Source organism: Eubacterium callanderi (assembly GCF_900142645.1).
GTDB classification, from domain to species: Bacteria; Bacillota; Clostridia; order Eubacteriales; family Eubacteriaceae; genus Eubacterium; species Eubacterium callanderi.
This window is the reverse complement of record NZ_FRBP01000008.1, coordinates 131534-152282: the sequence shown is the minus strand read 5'-3', so window position 1 is coordinate 152282 and position 20749 is coordinate 131534. Positions and strand designations below refer to the sequence as shown.

General features: G+C 40.1%; 20 protein-coding genes. 5 read left to right on the top strand and 15 right to left on the bottom strand.

Annotation, left to right across the window (positions count from 1 at the left end):
- Position 1: 1 nt before the first annotated feature.
- The 10 genes from BUC22_RS12475 to BUC22_RS12430 all read right to left on the bottom strand — a co-directional run bounded on the left by BUC22_RS12475 (position 2) and on the right by BUC22_RS12430 (position 11041).
- The gene (locus tag BUC22_RS12475) at positions 2 to 1420 is read right to left on the bottom strand and encodes an oligosaccharide flippase family protein (RefSeq protein ID WP_013380280.1); all 1419 of its coding nucleotides are present in this window, start codon (positions 1418 to 1420) and stop codon (positions 2 to 4) included.
- A complete protein-coding gene (locus tag BUC22_RS12470; RefSeq protein ID WP_013380279.1) occupies positions 1417 to 2358 on the bottom strand; it encodes a glycosyltransferase in 942 nt (313 codons plus the stop codon). Before BUC22_RS12470 ends, BUC22_RS12475 begins: the two co-directional genes overlap by 4 nt.
- Before the next feature lie 3 nt (positions 2359 to 2361).
- The gene (locus BUC22_RS12465; protein ID WP_013380278.1) at positions 2362 to 3528 is read right to left on the bottom strand and encodes a Coenzyme F420 hydrogenase/dehydrogenase, beta subunit C-terminal domain; all 1167 of its coding nucleotides are present in this window, start codon (positions 3526 to 3528) and stop codon (positions 2362 to 2364) included.
- Complete coding sequence (locus tag BUC22_RS12460) at positions 3518 to 4696, bottom strand: polysaccharide pyruvyl transferase family protein (RefSeq protein WP_013380277.1); 1179 nt, start codon at positions 4694 to 4696, stop codon at positions 3518 to 3520. The genes BUC22_RS12465 and BUC22_RS12460 overlap by 11 nt, the downstream gene beginning before the upstream one ends.
- A 26-nt stretch (positions 4697 to 4722) precedes the next feature.
- Entirely contained in the window at positions 4723 to 5934 is a 1212-nt protein-coding gene (locus tag BUC22_RS12455; protein WP_013380276.1) for a hypothetical protein, read from the bottom strand.
- The gene (locus BUC22_RS12450; RefSeq protein ID WP_070081120.1) at positions 5931 to 7022 is read right to left on the bottom strand and encodes a glycosyltransferase; all 1092 of its coding nucleotides are present in this window, start codon (positions 7020 to 7022) and stop codon (positions 5931 to 5933) included. Before BUC22_RS12450 ends, BUC22_RS12455 begins: the two co-directional genes overlap by 4 nt.
- 17 nt (positions 7023 to 7039) lie before the next feature.
- Positions 7040 to 7906, bottom strand: a complete 867-nt coding sequence (locus BUC22_RS12445) for a glycosyltransferase family 2 protein (RefSeq protein ID WP_013380273.1) — start codon at positions 7904 to 7906, stop codon at positions 7040 to 7042.
- 4 nt (positions 7907 to 7910) lie between these two features.
- Positions 7911 to 8777, bottom strand: a complete 867-nt coding sequence (locus tag BUC22_RS12440) for an NAD-dependent epimerase/dehydratase family protein (RefSeq protein WP_013380272.1) — start codon at positions 8775 to 8777, stop codon at positions 7911 to 7913.
- Positions 8774 to 9394 carry a sugar transferase gene (locus BUC22_RS12435; RefSeq protein ID WP_013380271.1) on the bottom strand — a complete coding sequence of 207 codons (621 nt, stop codon included), beginning with the start codon at positions 9392 to 9394 and terminating at the stop codon, positions 8774 to 8776. Before BUC22_RS12435 ends, BUC22_RS12440 begins: the two co-directional genes overlap by 4 nt.
- Before the next feature lie 399 nt (positions 9395 to 9793).
- Entirely contained in the window at positions 9794 to 11041 is a 1248-nt protein-coding gene (locus BUC22_RS12430) for a hypothetical protein (RefSeq protein ID WP_013380268.1), read from the bottom strand.
- Between the two features lie 744 nt (positions 11042 to 11785).
- Here BUC22_RS12430 and BUC22_RS22215 point away from each other — a divergent pair.
- The 5 genes from BUC22_RS22215 (at position 11786) to BUC22_RS12405 (ending at position 15819) form a co-directional block, all read left to right on the top strand.
- Positions 11786 to 12481, top strand: a complete 696-nt coding sequence (locus BUC22_RS22215) for a hypothetical protein (protein ID WP_013380266.1) — start codon at positions 11786 to 11788, stop codon at positions 12479 to 12481.
- A gap of 12 nt (positions 12482 to 12493) precedes the next feature.
- Complete coding sequence (locus BUC22_RS12420; RefSeq protein ID WP_013380265.1) at positions 12494 to 13255, top strand: hypothetical protein; 762 nt, start codon at positions 12494 to 12496, stop codon at positions 13253 to 13255.
- A 10-nt stretch (positions 13256 to 13265) separates the two neighbouring features.
- Positions 13266 to 14528: a hypothetical protein gene (locus tag BUC22_RS12415; RefSeq protein WP_013380264.1), complete on the top strand. Its 1263-nt coding sequence runs from the start codon at positions 13266 to 13268 to the stop codon at positions 14526 to 14528.
- 231 nt (positions 14529 to 14759) lie between these two features.
- On the top strand, positions 14760 to 15266 hold the full coding sequence (locus BUC22_RS12410; RefSeq protein WP_013380263.1) for an LPXTG cell wall anchor domain-containing protein: 507 nt from the start codon (positions 14760 to 14762) through the stop codon (positions 15264 to 15266).
- Positions 15267 to 15279: 13 nt separating this feature from the next.
- A complete protein-coding gene (locus tag BUC22_RS12405; RefSeq protein WP_013380262.1) occupies positions 15280 to 15819 on the top strand; it encodes a signal peptidase I in 540 nt (179 codons plus the stop codon).
- Between the two features lie 47 nt (positions 15820 to 15866).
- Here BUC22_RS12405 and BUC22_RS12400 read toward each other — a convergent pair whose 3' ends face one another.
- The 5 genes from BUC22_RS12400 to lctD form a co-directional block, all read right to left on the bottom strand.
- Positions 15867 to 16211, bottom strand: a complete 345-nt coding sequence (locus BUC22_RS12400) for an iron chaperone (protein WP_013380261.1) — start codon at positions 16209 to 16211, stop codon at positions 15867 to 15869.
- A gap of 60 nt (positions 16212 to 16271) precedes the next feature.
- A complete protein-coding gene (dapA, locus tag BUC22_RS12395; RefSeq protein ID WP_013380260.1) occupies positions 16272 to 17231 on the bottom strand; it encodes a 4-hydroxy-tetrahydrodipicolinate synthase in 960 nt (319 codons plus the stop codon).
- A 26-nt stretch (positions 17232 to 17257) separates the two neighbouring features.
- Entirely contained in the window at positions 17258 to 17635 is a 378-nt protein-coding gene (locus BUC22_RS12390; RefSeq protein WP_013380259.1) for a potassium channel family protein, read from the bottom strand.
- Between the two features lie 172 nt (positions 17636 to 17807).
- Entirely contained in the window at positions 17808 to 19334 is a 1527-nt protein-coding gene (locus BUC22_RS12385; RefSeq protein ID WP_013380258.1) for an L-lactate permease, read from the bottom strand.
- 12 nt (positions 19335 to 19346) lie between these two features.
- Positions 19347 to 20747: a lactate dehydrogenase subunit LctD gene (gene lctD, locus BUC22_RS12380; RefSeq protein ID WP_013380257.1), complete on the bottom strand. Its 1401-nt coding sequence runs from the start codon at positions 20745 to 20747 to the stop codon at positions 19347 to 19349.
- Between the last annotated feature and the right edge of the window lie 2 nt (positions 20748 to 20749).

The window sequence follows — 20749 nt, the reverse complement described above, 5'->3', positions numbered from 1 at the left end:
CCTACCTTTTCTTTTTAAAGCTCTTTAATAGGCGAAGGACGTCTTTACCGTAACCGATAAGGATCAGACCAAGTGCCAGTATGACTAAAATGCACAAAGCCCAATAAAGTTTGAAAAACAAACTTAAAACAACAGTCGTCATTAAAACCGAAAGGATCACAAACTTTTTACTGAGCTTGAGCAGCTTCATTTTTGAGGTGACAATCACCACCATCAAAACAGAGACGGCATAACCGACTAAGGTTGAAAGTGAACAGCCGACAATACCGTAAGCACGTATCATGAAAAAGTTCATGATGATATTGACAATAACGCCAACAGCAAGGGCTAATGTCATGTAGAAACTTTTTTTAACCACTAAAAACTGGTTGCCAGCGGTTTGAACAAGCATCAGCAGCAAAGGTGATAGAAATAAGTAAGGGAATACTTCTGCACCTTTGGTATAATCTCCGGTAAACAATAGGTTGAATATCCACTGGTTAAAAGGGATTAAAATAATAAACGCCAAAAATGAAATAATACCTAAGTACTCAAATATCTTAGAGGTTAACTGCACCTGATCATCATCCCGCATGGTTGAAAAAGCAAAGTACTGCCAGCCGCCTGCGAAGGCCTGGTAGATAAACTGGCTAATGGAAGCCACTCGGGCGCCAATAGAATAAATGCCAACCTGTGCCACATCCAGCATATGGGTAATCATAATTTTGTCTGTTGAGTTGAAGGCCCAGTAGATAACAAAAACCGGTAAAAGTGGCAGACCAATTTTCAATAAAGTTTTAGCGATCTCTTTATCATACAATTTAAAGTGAAACTCTTTTTTGTTGAGGATCCAGAAGAATAGCAGGATGCCCAGACTGGCAATTAAATTGCCGTAGATTAATCCTTGATAACCTAAACCAATATAGACTAATAAAATCGCAAGCCCGTAGTATGCAATCGAATTGGATAAACCTGAGACCACGTAGATGGTGCGGCGGTTTTGCATGCGTGTGGGCGCTGAAATAATGTTCCGGTTGGCGGATAAAAAGACGCCGATCGCTGCTGTCACAATGATAAAGGTGCTGTTTGCATCTCCCAAAAAGATTTGTGAAAATGCTTTGTTAAAGATGATCAGAATGAGCATGACCACAAAGGAGGACAGAAGCACAATCTGCATACCAGTTGAGGTGACTTTCATTTTGTATTGTAGGTCGTCTTTTTCGAAGTATTCGCGGAAGATGGCGTCATAAATACCTAGGACGGCAAAGGATGAGCCGAAGTTGATAATCATGTTAAACAAATCAAAACGCCCGAAATCACTAGTATTTGGAAGCATCCGTGTAACGATGGGTAACATTAAAAGGGGTACAATTTTGTTTAATATATTAATAAAACCATAGGCAAAAAAATTTTCTAAAAATAATTTTATTCTATTTTTCATAACGTTAATAATTTATTTTTCAAAATTTTAAATATTAAAACAAAATAAAAGTTGAAATTTTTTATAATAAATTCTATTTTATTTACAAATGTATAATTTTCAAACTGATACCGTCTACAATAAGTGAACATACATTTTTTCAAAGTTTTTTTACTTAACATTTTTTTGTATTTTAGAATTTCTTTTTCATATAAAAGTTTCAAATCTTTTTCCATCCTCGGATTTTTTTTCTTTTGCGTTGATATACCCGATCCGGTTCTATACCTGACACTTACAATATCACAATAATCAATATCATAATTTTCTCTAATCAATTTGTACCATAATGCAGCACCATCCGACAATATATATTCTTCATCCAAATATCCATTTAAATCAAAAAACTTTTTTGTAAAAAAAAGTCCCGGAAATGGTGGTTGAACTTCAAAACGACATGCGTAATCAAATCTTTCATATTTATTTACTATTAATAATTTTTTTATTTCATCATAGGAAAAAGCATTATTTTTATTTATTATATTTAAAGCTATATCACATATTTCTATTCTAGTAATATAAATTAAAGCTGAGTTTTCTTTATAGTACTCAACAAAATTTTCTATAACATTATCATTATAAAATGCATCATCGGCTGCAATAAGCTTAATTATTTCTCCATTACATCTTTTTAATGCACCGTTAATATTTTTTACCGTTCCCCCATTTTTTTTTCTTATAATTATTTGATAACTTACTATATTATTTTTTTTATTGCTCTTGATATAATTATCTATTTTATTCATATCAAAAGAGGTAGAAGCATCATCTGAAATAATTAGTTCGATGTTATTATAAGTCTGTTTAAACAAAGAATCCAACAATCCAAAAAGATATTCAGTATTATTATAAGTCAAGATTATTACAGAAAATAGTATTTGATCTTTTTTACTAGATTGCATTTTTTAACCTTCTAACATATTTTTTATTGTTTGTTTCATATGTTTAGTTATTTTTTCTTTAAATGTTATTTGGGTATAAAATTTCATTAGTGAAGTGACACTAATTTTTTTATTATTTATATCGTTAAAAAATTTATTACGTTTCTTATTTCTTTTTACTGATTTTATAATGCAAGGGTTGTATTTAATTGCATCCTGTAAGTTTATATCTTTTTTTACTATTTTATTTGATAGAATATTTATTAATTTTTTTCCTTTCAATGTATTTATTAAAAGCAATGAAACACCTTTATCATCATTATAATTATAGTCCTTTAAAAATTTTTCTACTCCCCAATAATCACCTAAAGTAATGTCGCTGTTGCTTCTAAAGTTATTAGCTTTGCATTTATAACAGGATTCTCCTAATGTTAAATTTTTTAAAAATCCCTGTAAATATGCATCTTCTTTTAAATTCTTAATATATGTATTATTGTTATAAAATTCTATTTTTAAAGAGAACAAATTCCATCCATAAGTTTTGTTTCTAAACGAAACTTTTCTTATTTTTGAATTATATTTTTTTTCTAATTCTAGTAAATAATTTTTTAAAATAAGAGGAGAGGGAACTCCATGACAGATAAAATCTAATAAAAGCAAATTTTCTTTATTGCAATTTTTTTGTTTCAAAAAATTATTTAATCCCAAAACTTGACAAGGTGTACCTATAAATAAAATCTTCTTTCCATCTTTAAGCTCATTTTTTATACTTATATAAACATTTTCTAAATTACTCTGGACATATTTTGATCCATAAAAAGACTCAACATCTTTGTTTACTTTTGCATGTATAACTTCAAATGATTCATTAAACCGTGCTCCATATACTAAATAACCATTTTTTAAATAATAATCAGCAATTGAACCAAATATCCCACCCGAAGAAGAAATCGACCTTATTTTTTCGTTTTTACTAAAAGCAGCATATGTTTCTATTGGATAATTTGAAGAAGTCTTAATAGTTTTTTGACAAACTTTTGTACAAAAACCACATTCAATACAATTATTTTCATTGATAACAGGATAAAAAAAACCTTCTTTATTTTGTTTCATTTGTATAGCATTTTGAGGACAAATACTTTTACATGCTGTACATCCACAGCATTCTTTTATCTGTATTTTATTTATCATTAATAAATATCTCCTTGAAAAGGGCAGTTGTATTATTTGCTTCTTGGATATAAACAGGAACCACATTGTATAATTTTTTCGTGATTTTATTTTCATGTTTAAACAACCATTTAAAAGCATCAAATAGATCTTCTTCGCCCGCCAATTTTTGTACTGGTAAAACATAGTGATAAGCTTCACCAAAAATATCTTTAGCTATACCTTCAGCTTTAACTGAGTATCCTATTACTAGAGTTGGTACAAATGAAGAATAAGCAGCTATACTAGCATGTGTTCTAGCTGCTATCATAAAACGACACTTTGATATTATATATTTTAGTTCTTCACATCCTTTATCTTGTATTAACATCACCCTATTTGTATTTTTAAACATCTCGTATAATTTTTTTAGTACTTTAAGATCATTGTCTTTTTCCCATATTACATGCGGTATTAATGCAATCTGCATCTCAGTATTCTCTATTAATTTCTCTATTAATTTAACATAATTTTTAAATGTAATATTGGGTCTATTTTCACAACTTTCTATTAAAGGGCTAATATTTATTCCTACTGTATTATTTTCTAAAAACTTATCTGGTAATTTACATTCTCTCTTTTCTAAAGTAAAAGCGGGGTCTGGAATTAAATATATATTTTTTATCTTTGCTTCTTTTAAAGCATTATAAGTAATTGACTCACGAGCTATAATTACTGAATATTTTTTTAAATCATTAATAATATTCTCTTTTTTTAATATTGAAGGTTCAATTGAACATCCTAATAAAATCGTTTTTATTTTATTTTCTTGGAAGAAAGAATTATATTTTTCTAACCACTGCGTATTTTTATAACAATAATTATCTCCTCCAATAGAAATTGCATAATCTCCTTTTGACATTTTATTTTTCAAAATTTTAAATGTTTGATTCAAAGCTATTCCTTTGCTTTTAAATATTTTTCTTTGAACACCATCAATATAATATCGTAATGACCCTTTAGGAAAGGAAGTTTGTTCTATAACGCAATCAAACAGATTTGTTGTTTTATAATAATCATCTTCTTTTTTATTAAAAGTACATAAGATCTTATTATAATTATATGGTAAAAAACTATGTATTGTTTTTGCCAATGCTTCACAACCATGATTACCACTTCCACCATGTGCATATAAAAGTATATTTTTCATCCTAATAATTCAAAGATATATTTGTTTTATATCTTTGATAAATTCCTTTCGTTAAATATAAGTGATATATTAGGAGCTACAACAAAAACTCCAATTAATGTTTCTTCCATTAAAGCTGGATTAAAAAATCCAAGCATAATAAGTAATATCAAAGCTATAATAAAGCTATCTTTATCAACCTGATCATCAAGATGTTTATAAATGTTGATACTATTTTTTATTATTACCAAAAGAAATATTAATGACCCGATTATCCCAAAAACAGCAAGAAAATCGGACCATTCTTGATGGCATCCAACTGTTCCAAATTTATAATTCTTATATCCTATTCCAATATAAGGGCTATTATAAAAACTATTCATAGAAAATTCTGATAACTTTTCTCTAGAATTCAAAGTATCAACTTGACCATTACCTATCAAAATATTTCCGATTGCTTCTATTTTATTTGAAGTAATTTCATTAAAAATTCCTAAATCTGAAATCCGATAAACCACAAAGGCTATCCATGACTTGAACATTAATCCTAATAGAAAAATCAGTATTACTAAGACAATACTCTTTTTAATGTTTTTAGTACGAGTAAATACAAGAGCAAAAAGAATTCCACATACGCATAAGACTAAACCTGTAACTAAATTTCCGATAATATTTAATAAAAGTAATACTATTCCGATTATAATGATAAGAGTTCTGTTAACTGCATACTCTTGTTCTCTTAATAATTTACAAGATAAAGCTGCAATTATAAACATCGTTACATAATATTGCCCAAAAGTACATATAAATTTCATTTCTGGTGGTCGAAATCTTATTGCAATATCACTTACAAAAACATTGTAAAACATTGATATTAATGCTGTAACCACTACACAAAAGATTATGCTTTCAAGCACTACTTTCTTTAATTGAAGATCCATATTACACATAATTAAATAAATAGTATAAGCTTGTGTGTAATTATAAAACTTTAGAAAATTGATAAGTGGATCATTAAAACCTGTTCCATAATTTCCAGCAGAAATAAACATTACTCCTACAACTAGATCAATTATTAAAATTGGAATAATCTGTTTTATCGGAATATAGTTAGAAGATAAAAAAACAATCAAAACAAAAATCACTATATGAATACCGACATTAATTTGATTAAAAATAGAAAGGAATATTAAAGCCATAAGTATTTCTATTAACATAAAATCTATTGAATACTTTTTGTGAGTTAAAATGCTTTTCATGTTTCTCCTGTAAAACTTTTCATATACATATTTTCATAAAACAATTCTAATTTTTTTGCTGAGTTTTTTATATTATACTCAGAAGATTTTATTTTTTCCATTTCATCTTTTCTTTTTGTTTTTCTTAGTATTCTATTTGCCCAAATATTAATATCTGCATCTAATGGTAAAAATTCAACCAGATCGGTAATTTTTACTTCGCTAGGTATATTTTCTGAACATATTGTTTTTAAACCTGCGGCTTGGGATTCTATTGTTACTAATCCCAATCCTTCATATAAAGATGGAAAAACAAAAACATCCATTGCCTGTAGTATATTAGCAACATCATTTCTGTCACCTGTTAGTAATACTTTTTCAGTTATACCTAAATTTTTGATGGTGTTGACAACTTCTTTTCGCTGGGGACCATCTCCTACAAGAAGCAAAAAGGCTTTCTCTTCAATATTAATGATTTCATTAAATACTTCAACTAAAAATTTTTGATTTTTAGGATCTGCGAAATAACCAACATGACCTATAACATATTTGTCTTCTAATTTTAACTTTTTTCTATATTCTTCCCTTGTACTTTCACTAAACCTATATTTTTCTATATCTATTCCATTGCTTATTATTTCAAAACAATTATTATCAAACATCCATTTTCCAGCTGCTTCACTACAGGCGAGAGCTGCCGTGTACATAGTGTTAAATTTTTTTTTCAATAGTTTATGCACTAAATGATGCTTACTAAAACTAGCATGCGAATGAGCGATTCTTACTGGAATTTGAATAGTAGATGCAGCATACATTTCTAAAAAAAGTGTGCTACTATTACCATTAGCATGGATAATTTCATAATTATTTTTTTTTAGTATTTTTTTTAATTGTTGTATATATGCCAATGGATTTTTATTTCTCCACGGTATTTCATACACCTTTCTAAAAATTTCGATTTTTTCTGGACTTTTATCTAATAACCATTTGGGGGTTACAAGATCAAATATCATTTTTTTATGGTCGATATTCTGTATAAGATTGAAAATAACATTAGTTATACCATTTAAATTTATAGGTGTTGTGGTTACTATTAAAATTTTCAGCATAAAATCTCCAAAATCTATTAATATGATTTCAAATCTCCTGTTTTTTCAAATGATGCATTTGTCTTTAAATGTTCGTATATTTTTGCATCTACTAAACAACGGTACCATCGTTGGTACATATAATGATATATAAATCCTTCTTTTCCATCTAAAAACCCTAACTTAAAAATATAAAAATAGATAAATAAAAGCCAACTACGGAAAAACATTGGTAATTTATAATAAAATTCAAACTTTCGTTTTCGTGTTTTCGCAATTTTTTCATCATAATTAACTTCAGCCGAATTTTGACAACTTATTTCAAAATAATCTTGCATTTCCCGTGTAGCGTACCAGTTTAACTTGTTAATAAAATAATTTATGTTTCTAAAATCATAATGAATAAAACGATTTTTTGCAGATATTGTACATCCCTTTGATAAAATAGTATGTTCATCCATTTTTCTATTTTCGATTCTTCCAATACCTGTTTTGAATACCATTAGTTTTCTTTTTTTACTTCCACCATACTTTATTTTCTTTCCTAAAAAGTAAAATTCGGCCTCTAATGTTATCCCATTGACATTATCATTCATATGATCTTTTGTTAGTTTTTCTATCTCTTTGCACAGTAATGGTGTAAATCTTTCATCTGCATCTAAACGTAAAATCCATTTTGTGGTAATATTAGTGTTATCTATTCCCCAATTAAATTGTTTAGCATAATTCTCAAAAGGATGCGAAAAAATATCCACACTATATTTTTGTGCTATTTCAATCGTCTTATCTTCACTACCACTATCGATTAGTACAATTCTTTTAGCAAAACTATTAATCGATTCTATACAATCACCAATATTTTTTTCTTCATTTTTAGTTAAGATTATTACAGTTATATCTGTCATCAATTTATCTCATCTCTGTTAATTTAATTGAAGTTTTAAAATCAATTACATTATAAATTTCTTTACTAATATCAGAAATTTCTTTATCATATGTCAATGATCCAAATAGTTTATTAATTTTAAAAAATTTATTCGATAAAAAACGAATTAGCGGATTGAAAACTTTTATCAATACTATCTTTTTTTCATAAGTCTCTGCAATTTCTGAAACAATATCTCTTGTTTTGACGTATTCCTTGTTTTCTGGAAAGAAAATGCCTTTCTCCTCATTGTCGATCATCAGGCGAATAAATTCGCAAAGATTCTCAATGTAGAGCATGCTTCGCTCGTTCTCGATATCGGGAAAGATCGGTATTTTCTGTGCTAATCGGGCAAGCTTTGGGTAATTCCCTTTGGAGCCTTTGCCGTAGATCATGGGTGGTCTGAGGATCACAACCTTAAAGTGCTCATCCTGAAGGGGCAGGATGCCCTGTTCGGCCTGCAGCTTGCTGTTGCCGTAGAAATTTGTCGGTATGGGAATGGTGTCTTTTGTGATCACACGCTTTTCTCCCAGCTTGCTGCTGTCGCCGTAGACAATGATGCTGCTCATGAAGATGAACTGCTTCACGCCCTCGGCTTTAGCTTTTTGTGCGGCTTCGATGGTCAGATCACGGTTAACCCGATAATATAGATCCTCCATGTTGGCTTTGGCGTCCACATGGGCAATACCGGCGACGTGAAAGACAACGTCGTATGGGCTGAAATCATAGGACTGCCAGTCCCCCTTGGTATCAAGGGTATCGATTTGATAGTCATTCGGCCACTGACGCACCCATTTCTCAAAGGAGGTGCCGATATAGCTGTCTTTTCCGGTGATTAAAATCCGCTTCATTTCAAATCCTCCTTAATGCCCATGGCCCCAGTGCCGCCTTCCTGTACGCCTTCGTTTTTCAAGACGGAGGTGATGGTTTTAAAGAACATTTTGCAGTCAAAGGGAAAGCTGATGTTTTTTACATATTGTCCATCCAGCTTGGCTTTGATTGGGATTTCCAGCTCATCCCGGCCGCTGATCTGTGCCAGACCGGTGAGACCAGGCCGCACGTCATTGGCACCGTACTGGTCCCGCTCGGCAATCAAATCTTCCTGATTCCAGAGTGCCGGGCGTGGGCCGATGATGCTCATCTCGCCTTTGATGATGTTGAAAATCTGTGGCAGCTCATCGAGGCTGGTCTTTCTCAAAAACCTGCCGACCTTTGTAATGTACTGATCGGGGTTCTTAAGCATATGAGTGGGGGTATCCTTTGGGGTGTCAATGGACATGGTCCGGAATTTATAAATATTAAAGTGCTGCTTATGGATTCCAACACGTTTTTGTTTGAAAAGGATCGGACCTTTGGAATCGGCTTTGATAGCAATCACGAGGATGCCGTAGATGGGTGAAAGAATGACCAGTCCAACGGTGGATAGTGAAAAGTCCAGGATACGCTTGATAAATTTTTGATAGATCATTTTACACTCCTATTTCAAAGCTGTATTCTGGGTCTTCTTCCAGTTCATCTTCCCATGCTCTCTCTTCTTTCTTTTCTTCTTTTTCCATAGTTGTTCCTTTTTGCAGAACGGTGAGGACACCGTTCCCTAAATTACATCATTACTTTTCATTTAATTTAAAACTCGTAGCACTCATGATCAAAATTTGATCCTTTAGCCTTTACTTTCATCGCATTGTGTTTTCTTTCATTTATATGTAAAGAAAACACAATGCGGTGCGAAATAAAAACAGGCGATGCTAAACCCGTACTTTTGGCCTTATAGGCGACAAGTACACCCATGAATTTCTCCACAGGATTTAAACAACAACTAATATTTCATTATTAAAACAATACTCATCTATTTATATAAATAAGACCATCAACCAGCTTTTTCATAAAAAGCCCCATAAAAACTTTTGCCGATATTTCTGGCAGTGTTCAGGGCGGTGCTGCCCTTATGGCCTTCCTTACACCGGAAGTTCTTGCCGCCATAAAAGTTCTGGCTGGGCGGCTGGTACTCGGTATTGTATTTATAGATCACGCTGCCGCAGTGGTAGCATTCTTTTTTGGCATTCCCCACACTGTTAAAGGTGACGACAATGCCAGCCTGCCAGGCTTTATAACTGGTGTAGCGGATGATCCGACGGCCGATGAAGTCCATGACGTTTGTCTTGAGGTATGGCAGTGTGCCTTTGGCGAAGCTATTGCTGTAGCCGGGCATGACGATGAGTTTGGCGCCCTGACGGACGGCGTAGTCAACGATTTTCCTTGAGACCTCATGGGCATAGTGGTCGGTGACGCGGGTGATTTTCTGATAATATTTCGCGTTTGGGCGGCCATTCACATTCTCTGGTGCGCTGCTGCGTTTGGTATATCCCAGAAGCTGCTTCCTACGGTGTGCCAGTTCTTTTCCCCCCTTGATAAAATAAGGGTGACTAGCGCTACCGTCAGCTTGTATGGTGGTACAAACGGCAAGGGTGTCGGAGGTGGTGAGTGCCACAGCGACAAAGCTTTCGTGCTGTTTTACGCGCTCTTTGGCGGTTCGGCCATCCTCCACGATCTCCTTGACGGGGATATGGAGCATGACTTTTTTCTTCTTGATGACAACAGTCGGGCTCATAAGCTCGGCATTTTCAGGAAAAGGCCTTCCCGTATACCAGTGCTTGGCCCAGACCCAGGCTCTGCCAGTGTAGAGCTTGAGCAGAATGCTTTTCTCGTCAAAGTCCTTATACATGCCTTTGTAGTAGAGCATGGACATGTGCAGGCGCTTTGGCGGGCTTGGCTTTTCATTTTTAATTTGTTTTTCTGCCCAGGTTTTTAGCTTGCCCATATAACTTCTGTACATACTGATGGCTGCGTTGATGGCAGCACGTCTAAAATACAGAGGTATTTTTTCAAAGGGCAGCGGTATTTCTGGCTTGGTGCCATCACGCTGTTTTATTGTCTGTAGCTCTAAATGGCGCAGTAAATTCTGATTGGACAGTTCGAGGATTTCGGGCTGCTTCTCGAGCAGTTTATAGTAGAATGCCAGAACAGCGTCAAAGAGAGACTGGGTTTGCTTAAACCAGTCTAAATGCTTGTAATTCAGCTGTATTTTGTACGTCGTGATGGCGTATCCGGCTTTCATTTTTAGCTCCTCTGTTCTTCGCAGACTATTCATGGTCTGCGAGTAGGAGCCTGAAAGGTTAGAATTTACCATAAGTATAAACACATTCTGACCATTTTGATGACCAGATTACAATCACATTAAGATGCAGCCAAAAGTAAAAAAAGTCCAGTAAAATAGCGGTTTTATAAACAAATTTGACCAGATTTCAGACCAAATTTACTCTTATATAATTAAGAAGATTTGTTTGACGAAAATTTGATTTATTGGTAAAATATAATTATAAATTGCCTTTGAAGAAAAATATTTAATTTTTTATAAAAAAGTTGATGCTTTTTTCATTAGGCAATGTTATAATAGGTAACGCAGTTAAATTATAAAAGAATTTGGAAGTCAAAAAGACTCGCAGACCATGAATAGTCTGCGAGTCTTTTTAAATTTTTCTAATCAAAAAAGCACCTCTCAAAATAAATTTAAAAACGTTAAAATATCTCTTTCTTCGCTATTCTTTTCCTTCCAATATTTTGCCCGATTATCCAAGAGACAACCCTGGTTTTTCATCAATCGTATTTCCAGATCATAGCTTTCTAATCCCCAAGATTGCTTCGATTTACAATGTGACACATGTGTGAATTTTATTTAAGTAACTTTTAAGGCTGGTTATCTTGGATTAACACCGGGTATACTTTAGCTAAGTTAAAATACGGATTGCGTATTGAGTTTATATTTTAAGAAAAGAAACCTTACGAAAGGGGTGCATTTATTTTGATACCCTTAAAGAAATTTGGAAGTATTCTTCTGTTATCGGCAGTTCTGTTCTTATCTTCTGTTCTTTTGTTTTCATCTTCTGCCGTTGTTTTTGCGGAGGGTCCCATCTCTGGTACTCTGCCCGCCAGCCCACCTGATCCATCTCCCACTACCCTATCCACCCAAACCCCTGACAAAAATCCCACAGAAAATCCAAATGAAAATAATTCCCTAACCAATCCTGTAAACGATTCGTCAAAAAGCGAGGATTCCGCATCCTCTACTTCTTCGGAAACACAGAACAGACCTAATGATTCTGAAGCGCGGATTTCCATCGTTCTTGAGATGGATGATCTTCTTTTAAAACAAAAGCCTAAACGCGTACTGGTCAGTCTTATTGGTAAAGACGCTTCAGGTGCTGTGTCTGTGCGCAGAATCCCATTACCCTTAGATGGACAGACGCTTAAACTCAGTCTGAAGCCTGGAACCTACCGCATATACAAAGAACCTGCCTTTGGGCTTCAGATTAAAACAATGGTGCTGGCACAGGAAAGTCCTGAACCCAGCAGTCTGCCTGAAAAAACAGACAGCGGGCAAGCCATTGATTTATCTGCCGGTACCCAGTACAAGCTCACTTTATCAGCCGAAGGCCTTTCTGATAACGGCGTATCCATTTCCTACACGCTGCCAGTTTCAAAGCCTGCTTCTGAATAAGGCGGTGATTGCATGACATTCAAAAAAACACTGACCGCTCTATTAGTGCTTATCAGCTTTATCCTGTGCAGTTCAGGCACTCTGGCGGTTTATACAAAACAGCTGTCCCGCAAAAACGTTTTACAAATGCCTTACCATATTAAAACAGACAAGACGCTGGCCCTTGATACGCCAGCCCTGGCCCCTGCTGTTCCCAGCCCGGCTCCTACAACGGAGACGAAAGCACCTGTCATCACTTTGGCCTGGAACGGCGAACAACAACAGCCATCTGTTACAAACACCGGAACAATACCTGTAGCAGTCCGTATCCGTGTGACTGAAAGATGGCAGTTCACTGATGACACACCAGAGGCTTACGACCTGGGAGCGGTTCGTTTTTCCTTAAACGCTGCTGGTGATAATACGAATTTTCTGCCCCTTTCCTCTCTTTGGAATAATGGTACTTCTGATGCCTTTGTTAAAGGACAGACTTCCTGGCAATATGAAAACGAGCCGGATATTCCCCGCATCGGATGGTTTTATGCCACCAAAATTTTAGCTCCCGGAGAAAGCACCGCGGTCCTTTTCGACCGAATCCAGGCTGACCCTTCCATGGTCGAGACCTTAGGTAAAAACCCAAGCCTTAATCTTGATCTTGACGCAGAGGCCTTACCCCTTTCGGACCCAGAGCGGATCAAAACCCTATGGGGCGCAGATCTGCCCGTTTCGCTTAGAGCTTTGATTACAGACTCAGAAGCACAAACAACATCTGCTCACAATATAGAGCAGCCTTAAGGAGAATATTATGAAAGCACAAAAAGAATCCGATTCCGGCAAAAAAGCGTTTAACAAGAAAAAAGCAACTGGTATTATTTTACTTGTTGCAGCAGCCCTTATCCTTCTCAGTACCTGGGCATGGTTTACTTTCCAAAAACAGGTTAAAAATGTTTTTATGATGGGCGTTACCTCTGTCGATCTGGTAGATGAGCTTCCTAATCCAGCCATTACACCTGGCCAGACCCTTGAAAAAAATGTAAGTGTCGTCAACAACGGGGACGCTGATATGCTTATCCGTGTCCGTTTTGATGAAAAGCTAAACACTAAAAAATTAAGCGGCGGCAATGTGGTGCAGTATGGCACACTTTTACAGGCCAATCTCCCTTCAACCACCATTGTACCGATTAAAGACAGTGTGAAAGCGCAGTATGAAAGCGCTCCATGGTCCCCTCTCACAATCAGCGGCGACCTGTTAAACAACCTTAATCTTATTGTAAATGGTAAAACACTGAATATTAATGGTGGTCTGTCCAGCAAACTGAAACTGTTCTCAAACGGCTCCACCATTGCCGGTTACTATATCAACGGAGGCATTAATGAAGAAATCCGCGTGACGGAAACCTATATCGGGCCATTAGTGCCAACAGTTTACACCGTTACCTATGCTTACAGCCAGGATGGCACCAATGTGCAGGGCTATCTGGCACAAAATGCGCCAGCTTCCATAACAGCAGGCCAGAGCAACAATACTGCTTTCGGCAGTGATCAGATCAAATTTATACCCGGCACCGGGAATGGAAACACACCAGAAGCTTCTACAGCCAGCTCAACCCCTTTTCATTACCCTGCCAGCCACGCAACCTATGGCTTTTCTGCCGCTGCTCCATCAGACAACACCATGACTGGCTGCTTTTCAAAATTTAATTTTGCCACACCGGCAAACATCAAGACATTAAACACAACAGCAGCCGTCGCCCCCAACACCTGGTATTACGACTCCACAACAGGCTGGTTTTACTATGGCGCCAAGCTGACCGGCGGACAAACTGCTGATTTGCTAAGCTCGATTTCCTTCGCCAAAAATCTTCCATTAAGCGTTACTGGCTCCACCTACACTGTTACGCCTTATATGGAAGCTATCCAGGCTGATAAAGACGCTGTAGCCGTAACCCATAATGATTACGCAGAAGGAAGCCTTGACGCTAACTTTGGCGGCTGGGGCTTCACCCCTGACAAAACCTCCGCCTCCGATGCAAAAGCTAAATTGTTCGGTACTATTTTAGGCGTTTAATCACTCGCACACAGAAAGGGAGGGATTCATATCAAAACAAGAATCCTCATAACCCTCCTGGCGCTGGTTTTACTGGCGTCAGGCCAACCCGTCCTGGCCCGGGAATTTGACTATTCGGATTTCAGCATTGAGGGGAATCCCTCAGGATTTTTTGTCCAATCCGACACTGACCGCGCCTTTATCCATGAGGAGCAGCTCATTCCAGGAGACACACTCAAGCGTTCTTACAACGTGACCAACCGATCCCTCAATTACTATGACTTGTGGCTCAGGGCAGAAAGTCCTGAAAGCAATCCACCCGATCTTGATCTGATCCGCCATATCCGGCTCCATCTGTCGCTGGATGGGCACGAGCTGTACAATGGCACCGCCGCTGGCGAAACAGACAGCAAAAACCGAAGCATGGGAAAGGATATTTACCTTGGCCGGATCACTTCTGAAAGCGCGCATCGTTTAGATGCGATGTTTACACTCACAGGTGTTGATCTTGACACGAGGCATCAGAAAGCCCGCGCACAGGTTCGCTGGATTTTTACAGCCAGAAGAGCCGAAGCGCCAAATGGAAAAGATGATACTGCTCCCGACAATACCTCCGGGCCTGCTAACCTTCTGAATTCTAACGGTAAAAGCCCTGACACTGGCCTTTCCAAAATGGGCTATCCCCTGCTGATCGCCGCGCTGGCTCTGATATTATCACTGCCGCTATGGCTGGTAAGCAGAAAAAAACATCAAAAATGAAAGGAACCCCTTCATGAAAGCAAGCGTTAAAAAAGGTCTCGGCACTACCATATGGCTTCTGTCCATGATTATCATCCTTGGCGGCGCCCTGGCCTTTGCATTAAATCCAAGCCCTGCCAAATCTATTTTTGGCTACCGCATGTATGAAGTGCTCTCTGGCAGCATGACACCCGCCTTACGCACCGGCGAACTGGCACTGGTTCAAATCATCCCGCCTCAGGACATCGCGGTTGGCGACATTGTCACATACGCCGTCAGTCCCGATGGCACAACAGTCGTCACACACCGCGTGGTGGATAAAACCACAGACTCCGAAGGCCAGACTGTTTTCAGCACAAAAGGTGACGCCGCAGACACGGTGGACACCAATGTTCCGGCAGCGGCGGTCATCGGTGTAGTCCGCGGCCATATCCCCATTATCGGCTATATCATCGGCTTTGTCCGTGCCAATTTTATCGCAAGCCTGATGTTAATAATCGCAGCCATTTTGGTTGTCTTGGCCGTTAAAAACCTTTCCGCCGGTAAAAAGAAAAAGCCGGCCAACCCTTCATAATATAATAAAAACGCCCGCTGCCTTCACAGCAGCGGGCGTTTTTTATCTTATTTTTTCTTTGTGTTTTCCGCTACCCTGAACTGGACAATCGCTGCGATCAGATCCTTTGGTAAGGGTTTGTCCAGCGGAAACTGGATCGCTCCCCTGGAATGCCGGTAGTCCTTCAGCTCTTTCTCAAAGTTCTCTACCCCGCTGGGTGTGGGATAAAAGCCAAGGTGCGCTTTGTTCATGGCAAAGTGCACCAGGTTACCGTTCAGGAAAAAGGTAGGCATATTCCAGCTGATTTTTTCACTGGCCTCTGGCGCGTTCTCTCTGATGAGCGCGCGGATTTCCTCCAGCTTTTTTCGCTTATCACCTGTAAACTGGTCGATGTAGCCATCTATTGCGTTCATTGTTTTATCCTCCGGCTTGGCATTATTTAATGCCTCTATTATACCCCGGAGCGCTCGTTTTTAAAACACATCAGATATTAGAGATAAACGCCGATTCGCATGGAAGCGCTTTTCTTTTGGCCTTTCCGGAAAGCGGCAGAGCCCATACTTCTGTATGCACTTTAGCAGCCTGGCCGCCTCGGCGGGGGCCATGTCGCACAGCGGCAGACGGCAGCCTCCCACATCCAGCCCCATAAAGTTCAAGGCCTGCTTGACCGGAATGGGATTGATGTCTGAAAACAGCGCCTCTGCCAGCTCCAGATAGTAAAGCTGGAAATAACGGCTTTTACCCACATTACCCTCAAAATAGCTGGCGCAGATTTGATGAACCTGGCCGGGGATCAGGTTGGACAGCACCGAGATGACGCCCGCTGCTCCCAGCGCCAGCGCCGGGACAATCTGGTCGTCATTGCCGGAATAAATGTCCAGGGCATCGCCGCACTCAGCAGCGATCTGCGCCATCTGATTGAAATTGCCGCTGGCTTCCTTGACCGCGGCAATGTTGTCAATCTCAGACAAACGCTTATAGGTATCCACAGCGATATTGACGCCAGTGCGGGAGGGCACATTGTAGAGAATGATGGGCAGTCCGGTAGCCGTGGCCCCTGCCTTAAAATGCTCGTAAAGTCCCTGCTGTGACGCCTTGTTGTAGTAGGGTGTTACCGAAAGCAGAGCATCGGCTCCGAGCTTTTCCATTTTGCCGGCCAGCTCCACGCTGTGGGCAGTATTGTTGCTGCCCATATTGGCAATGACAGGGATATGCCCTCTCACCGCCTTAACGGTAAACGCCGTCAGTTCAAGCAGTTCCCTTTCCGAAAGAGATGCGGACTCACCCGTGGTACCACCGATAACCACCGCGTCGGCATGGTGCTTAAGCTGGTAGTCGATCAGTCCTGACAGGGTCTCGTAGGAAATGGACCCGTCGGGCTTCATCGGGGTTACCAGCGCGGTGGCTGCCCCCTTAAAAATTTTAGCTTTCATGATTTTTCCTCTTATCGTCCACTGGGCTATATTGCCGAAGCATGGTCTGCGGAACAGCGTTTCAGCTGTTCACGGCTCTGGTTTCCACTCAGCCTTGCGTAGACGCGGCCCAGGTGATAAAGCTTTTCGGCCTTGCGTGACAAGGTAAGGTTGTCGGCATCGTTTCCGGTCGCGGCCACGAAAAGCTTAATATTGTCAACCCCTAAAGAACGAAGCGCTGCCAGATCCTGGCCATCGCCCAGGAACTCTGTTCCCAGAAAATGCCGGTCAATCCTTTCAAAGGCGTGGTAATCCTTGTCCATGATCACAACCTTATAGCCTTTGTCCGATAAAGACATTGCCAGGCGGGCGCCCATCTGGCTGCACCCCACAATGACAGCTGTTTTCTTCACGCTTGTTTTCAACTTGATACTTCCTCACTTTGATAAGATTTTTGTTGTTTCTTATTATAGGGTCTTCTCTGTAAAGATGGGATTAAAATCTGGGGCGCCGCATTAAAAAGTTCTAAAAAGAAAAGGAACCGTCAGTTGCGCTTGACGGTTCCTTCTCTCAGGTAAAATTTGTCATACGATTTTATCAGAAGCCTAAGAGTGGGCCTCCGAAGAATGCTACGATGCCGATAATCACGACATACACCGCGCAGAACTTCATGGTCGAGGTTAGGATCTTGCCCTCCTGACCAATTAACCCAGTGGCCGCTGTAGCAACAGCGATACTCTGGGGTGAAATCATTTTTCCGGCTGTGGCGCCAGCCATATTGGCTGCCGCGATCCAGAAGGGGTCTGCCCCAATGGAACCCGCAGCCTGTACCTGCAGCTCGCCGAAAAGGACGTTGGCTGAGGTATCACTCCCTGTCACAAAGGTACCGAGCGCACCGATGATGGGCGCGATAAGGGGATAAAAACTGCCTGTCACGGCCACCAGTACCATGGCGATGGAAGTAATCATTCCGCTGTAGCCCATAACCTTGGCCAGGCCTACAATGGAACAAACTGTGATCGCTGTCTTTCCCATCTGCTTGATGGTTTTACCAAACACAACGGAAATTTCTCTGAATTTTAACCCCTGCAGCAGGCCGCCCAGATAGGTGGCGAGGATGATCAGGGTTCCCGGACAGGCGATCCATGCAAAGGTGTTGGGCTTCGCGCCCTCTCCGGTATAAATGGGGATTGAAGTTTTAATGCTGCCCAGCGGCTCACTGATAAACGGGAACAGCGATGAGCAGAGAATGATAAAAAGAAAAACCAGAATAAAGGGCAGCCAGGCCATGAAGGCAGTTTTCAGGGGGACCTTCACAGCCCCGGCAGCTTCCTCTCTGTTATAGAATTTTTTGGCGACCAGTACGGTCACGCCCATACAGATCAGCGATCCCACAATGGCAGGAAGCTCTGCTCCAAGGAACTTCGCCACAAAAATCTGAGGAACCGCAAAGGACAGGCCGGAGATCAGCGTGATGCCGAACACACCCTTAATGGCCTTGAATCCCCCGCCGGTAAGCATGACCAGCACAAACGGGATGATGAGTATGAGCACAAAAAGCTGAATGGAAACCGTATAGGACAGCTGCATAACGTTCAGGTCTGTTACCTGGGCCAGCGTGGTGACTGGCAGGCCGATGGCCCCAAAGGCAGTCGGCGTGGTATTCGCAATCAGGCACATGACCGCTGCCGAGACCGGGTTAAAGCCAAGGGATGCCATAATGCCGGCAGGGATGGCCACCGCAGTGCCAAAGCCTGCAATGGCTTCCAGAAAGCCGCCGAAGCCCCAGGCCAGTATGAGTACGAGGATGCGTTTATCTGAGGATACGCCGGTCATCATGTTTTTAATGGTTTCCATACTTCCCGAATAAGTGGTAAGGTTGTAGGTAAACACCGCCGCAATGATGATGTAGACAATGGGCCAAAGCCCCATGACGATGCCCTCAAGGGCACCGGTAAAGCTGTCAAGCGCCGGCATTTTCCAGACAATTATACTGAGAGCCAGAGTGATCACCAGGGCCACGGGACAGGCCTTATGCCCTGGTATTTTCATCACACCCAGTGAAACAATTAACCAAATGATGGGGATGAGCGCCAATATGAAAAGAACATAAATGTTGTCCATCTCCATACCCCCTTACATCTGGCAGACTTTTTTAGGGTTCAGAATATTCTTCGGGTCAAAGGCATGCTTGATGCCGTCCATCAGACCCATTTCATATTCGCCATAATCGTTAAAGAGGTATTTTCGTTTAGCATAGCCGATGCCGTGCTCGCCCGAGACAAGCCCGTCAAACTCAAGGGATTTAGCGTAGAGCTTATCCATGGCAGTATCCAGCATTTCTTCCCATTCCTTCTGGCCCAGCTCATCACGGCAGATGTAGAGGTGCAGGTTGCCGTCGCCGGCATGGCCAAAGCTCGGGATTCGGATATTCAGTTCCTTTTCAAGGTCGTGGGTGTAGTTGATAAATTCTGCCACACGGTTTCTCGGGACCACCACGTCACATTCGTCCATTTCAGTGGTAGATGCCTTGATGGCTTCTAGGAAAGCGCCGCGGGCGCTCCAGACAGAGTCCTTACGCTCGTCAGTATCGACAATATATACATCCTTTGCCCCTTCACTCAGACAGAGGTCTGCCACCACTTCGTACTCTGCTTCCACCTGTTCTTTGGTGTTGCCGTCAAAAGTAAGCAGGATGTAGGCATTGCTCTTGGTATCTGGGAATTTCTTGCCCAAGAAGTCTTCGGCAAAGAGAATGGTCTGGCGTTCCATGAACTCAATGGCTGTTGGAATAGCCTTGGATTTGATGATCTTTGGCACTACGGCAGCCGCTTCTGTAAAGGTATCGAAGGGCACTAGAAGGCTCAGGGTTTTTTTAGGCAGGGGCAGCAGCTTGAGCACAGCCCTGGTAATCACACACAGGGTTCCCTCAGAGCCGATGACCAGATCCTTCAAGCTGTAGCCAGAGCTGTTTTTAACAATCTTGCCGCCAAGCTCCAGCACTTCCCCATTTGGCATGACCACCGTAAGCCCGCGGACATAATCACGGGTGACGCCGTATTTTACCGCGCGCATACCGCCGGCGTTGGTGGAGATATTGCCCGCAATGGTCGCTGATTTTTCACCTGGGTCCGGTGGGTAGAACAGGTCGTTTTCTTCCACAAATTTGGAAAGCTCCATGAGCAGAACGCCGGGTTCGACGGTCACTGTCAGGTTTTCAGTATCCAGCTCAAGGATATGGTTCATCAGTGTGGTTTCCAGCATGATGCCGCCATAGATCGGCACGCACGCGCCCACCAGACCAGTGCCGGAGCCTCTGACCACCACAGGAATATTCTGTTCATAAGCATATTTCATGATGGCGGAAACCTCCTCGGTGGAGAGCACGCGCATCAGCACTTCCGGATAATTGGCGACAGTGCCCAGCTCGTCATGGCTGTAATCCTCAGAGATTTCATCCCCTACCAGGATGCGGTCCGCGTCCACCAGGGTTCTTAAATATTCAACGTCCTTTTCATCAACTTTTTTGTAATCCATGG

Bases quoted from the DNA above. Each gene is read 5' to 3' on its own strand.
- BUC22_RS12405 (WP_013380262.1), top strand. From the start codon at position 15,280: ATGAAAGCAAGCGTTAAAAAAGGTCTCGGCACTACCATATGGCTTCTG.
- BUC22_RS12470 (WP_013380279.1), bottom strand. From the start codon at position 2,358: ATGCAATCTAGTAAAAAAGATCAAATACTATTTTCTGTAATAATCTTG.
- BUC22_RS12445 (WP_013380273.1), bottom strand. From the start codon at position 7,906: ATGACAGATATAACTGTAATAATCTTAACTAAAAATGAAGAAAAAAAT.
- BUC22_RS12465 (WP_013380278.1), bottom strand. From the start codon at position 3,528: ATGATAAATAAAATACAGATAAAAGAATGCTGTGGATGTACAGCATGT.
- BUC22_RS12440 (WP_013380272.1), bottom strand. From the start codon at position 8,777: ATGAAGCGGATTTTAATCACCGGAAAAGACAGCTATATCGGCACCTCC.
- BUC22_RS12475 (WP_013380280.1), bottom strand. From the start codon at position 1,420: ATGAAAAATAGAATAAAATTATTTTTAGAAAATTTTTTTGCCTATGGT.
- BUC22_RS12385 (WP_013380258.1), bottom strand. From the start codon at position 19,334: ATGGACAACATTTATGTTCTTTTCATATTGGCGCTCATCCCCATCATT.
- BUC22_RS12400 (WP_013380261.1), bottom strand. From the start codon at position 16,211: ATGAACGCAATAGATGGCTACATCGACCAGTTTACAGGTGATAAGCGA.
- lctD (WP_013380257.1), bottom strand. From the start codon at position 20,747: ATGGATTACAAAAAAGTTGATGAAAAGGACGTTGAATATTTAAGAACC.
- BUC22_RS12460 (WP_013380277.1), bottom strand. From the start codon at position 4,696: ATGAAAAATATACTTTTATATGCACATGGTGGAAGTGGTAATCATGGT.
- BUC22_RS12430 (WP_013380268.1), bottom strand. From the start codon at position 11,041: ATGAAAGCCGGATACGCCATCACGACGTACAAAATACAGCTGAATTAC.
- dapA (WP_013380260.1), bottom strand. From the start codon at position 17,231: ATGAAAGCTAAAATTTTTAAGGGGGCAGCCACCGCGCTGGTAACCCCG.
- BUC22_RS12415 (WP_013380264.1), top strand. From the start codon at position 13,266: ATGAAAGCACAAAAAGAATCCGATTCCGGCAAAAAAGCGTTTAACAAG.
- BUC22_RS12420 (WP_013380265.1), top strand. From the start codon at position 12,494: ATGACATTCAAAAAAACACTGACCGCTCTATTAGTGCTTATCAGCTTT.
- BUC22_RS12450 (WP_070081120.1), bottom strand. From the start codon at position 7,022: ATGCTGAAAATTTTAATAGTAACCACAACACCTATAAATTTAAATGGT.
- BUC22_RS12435 (WP_013380271.1), bottom strand. From the start codon at position 9,394: ATGATCTATCAAAAATTTATCAAGCGTATCCTGGACTTTTCACTATCC.
- BUC22_RS12455 (WP_013380276.1), bottom strand. From the start codon at position 5,934: ATGAAAAGCATTTTAACTCACAAAAAGTATTCAATAGATTTTATGTTA.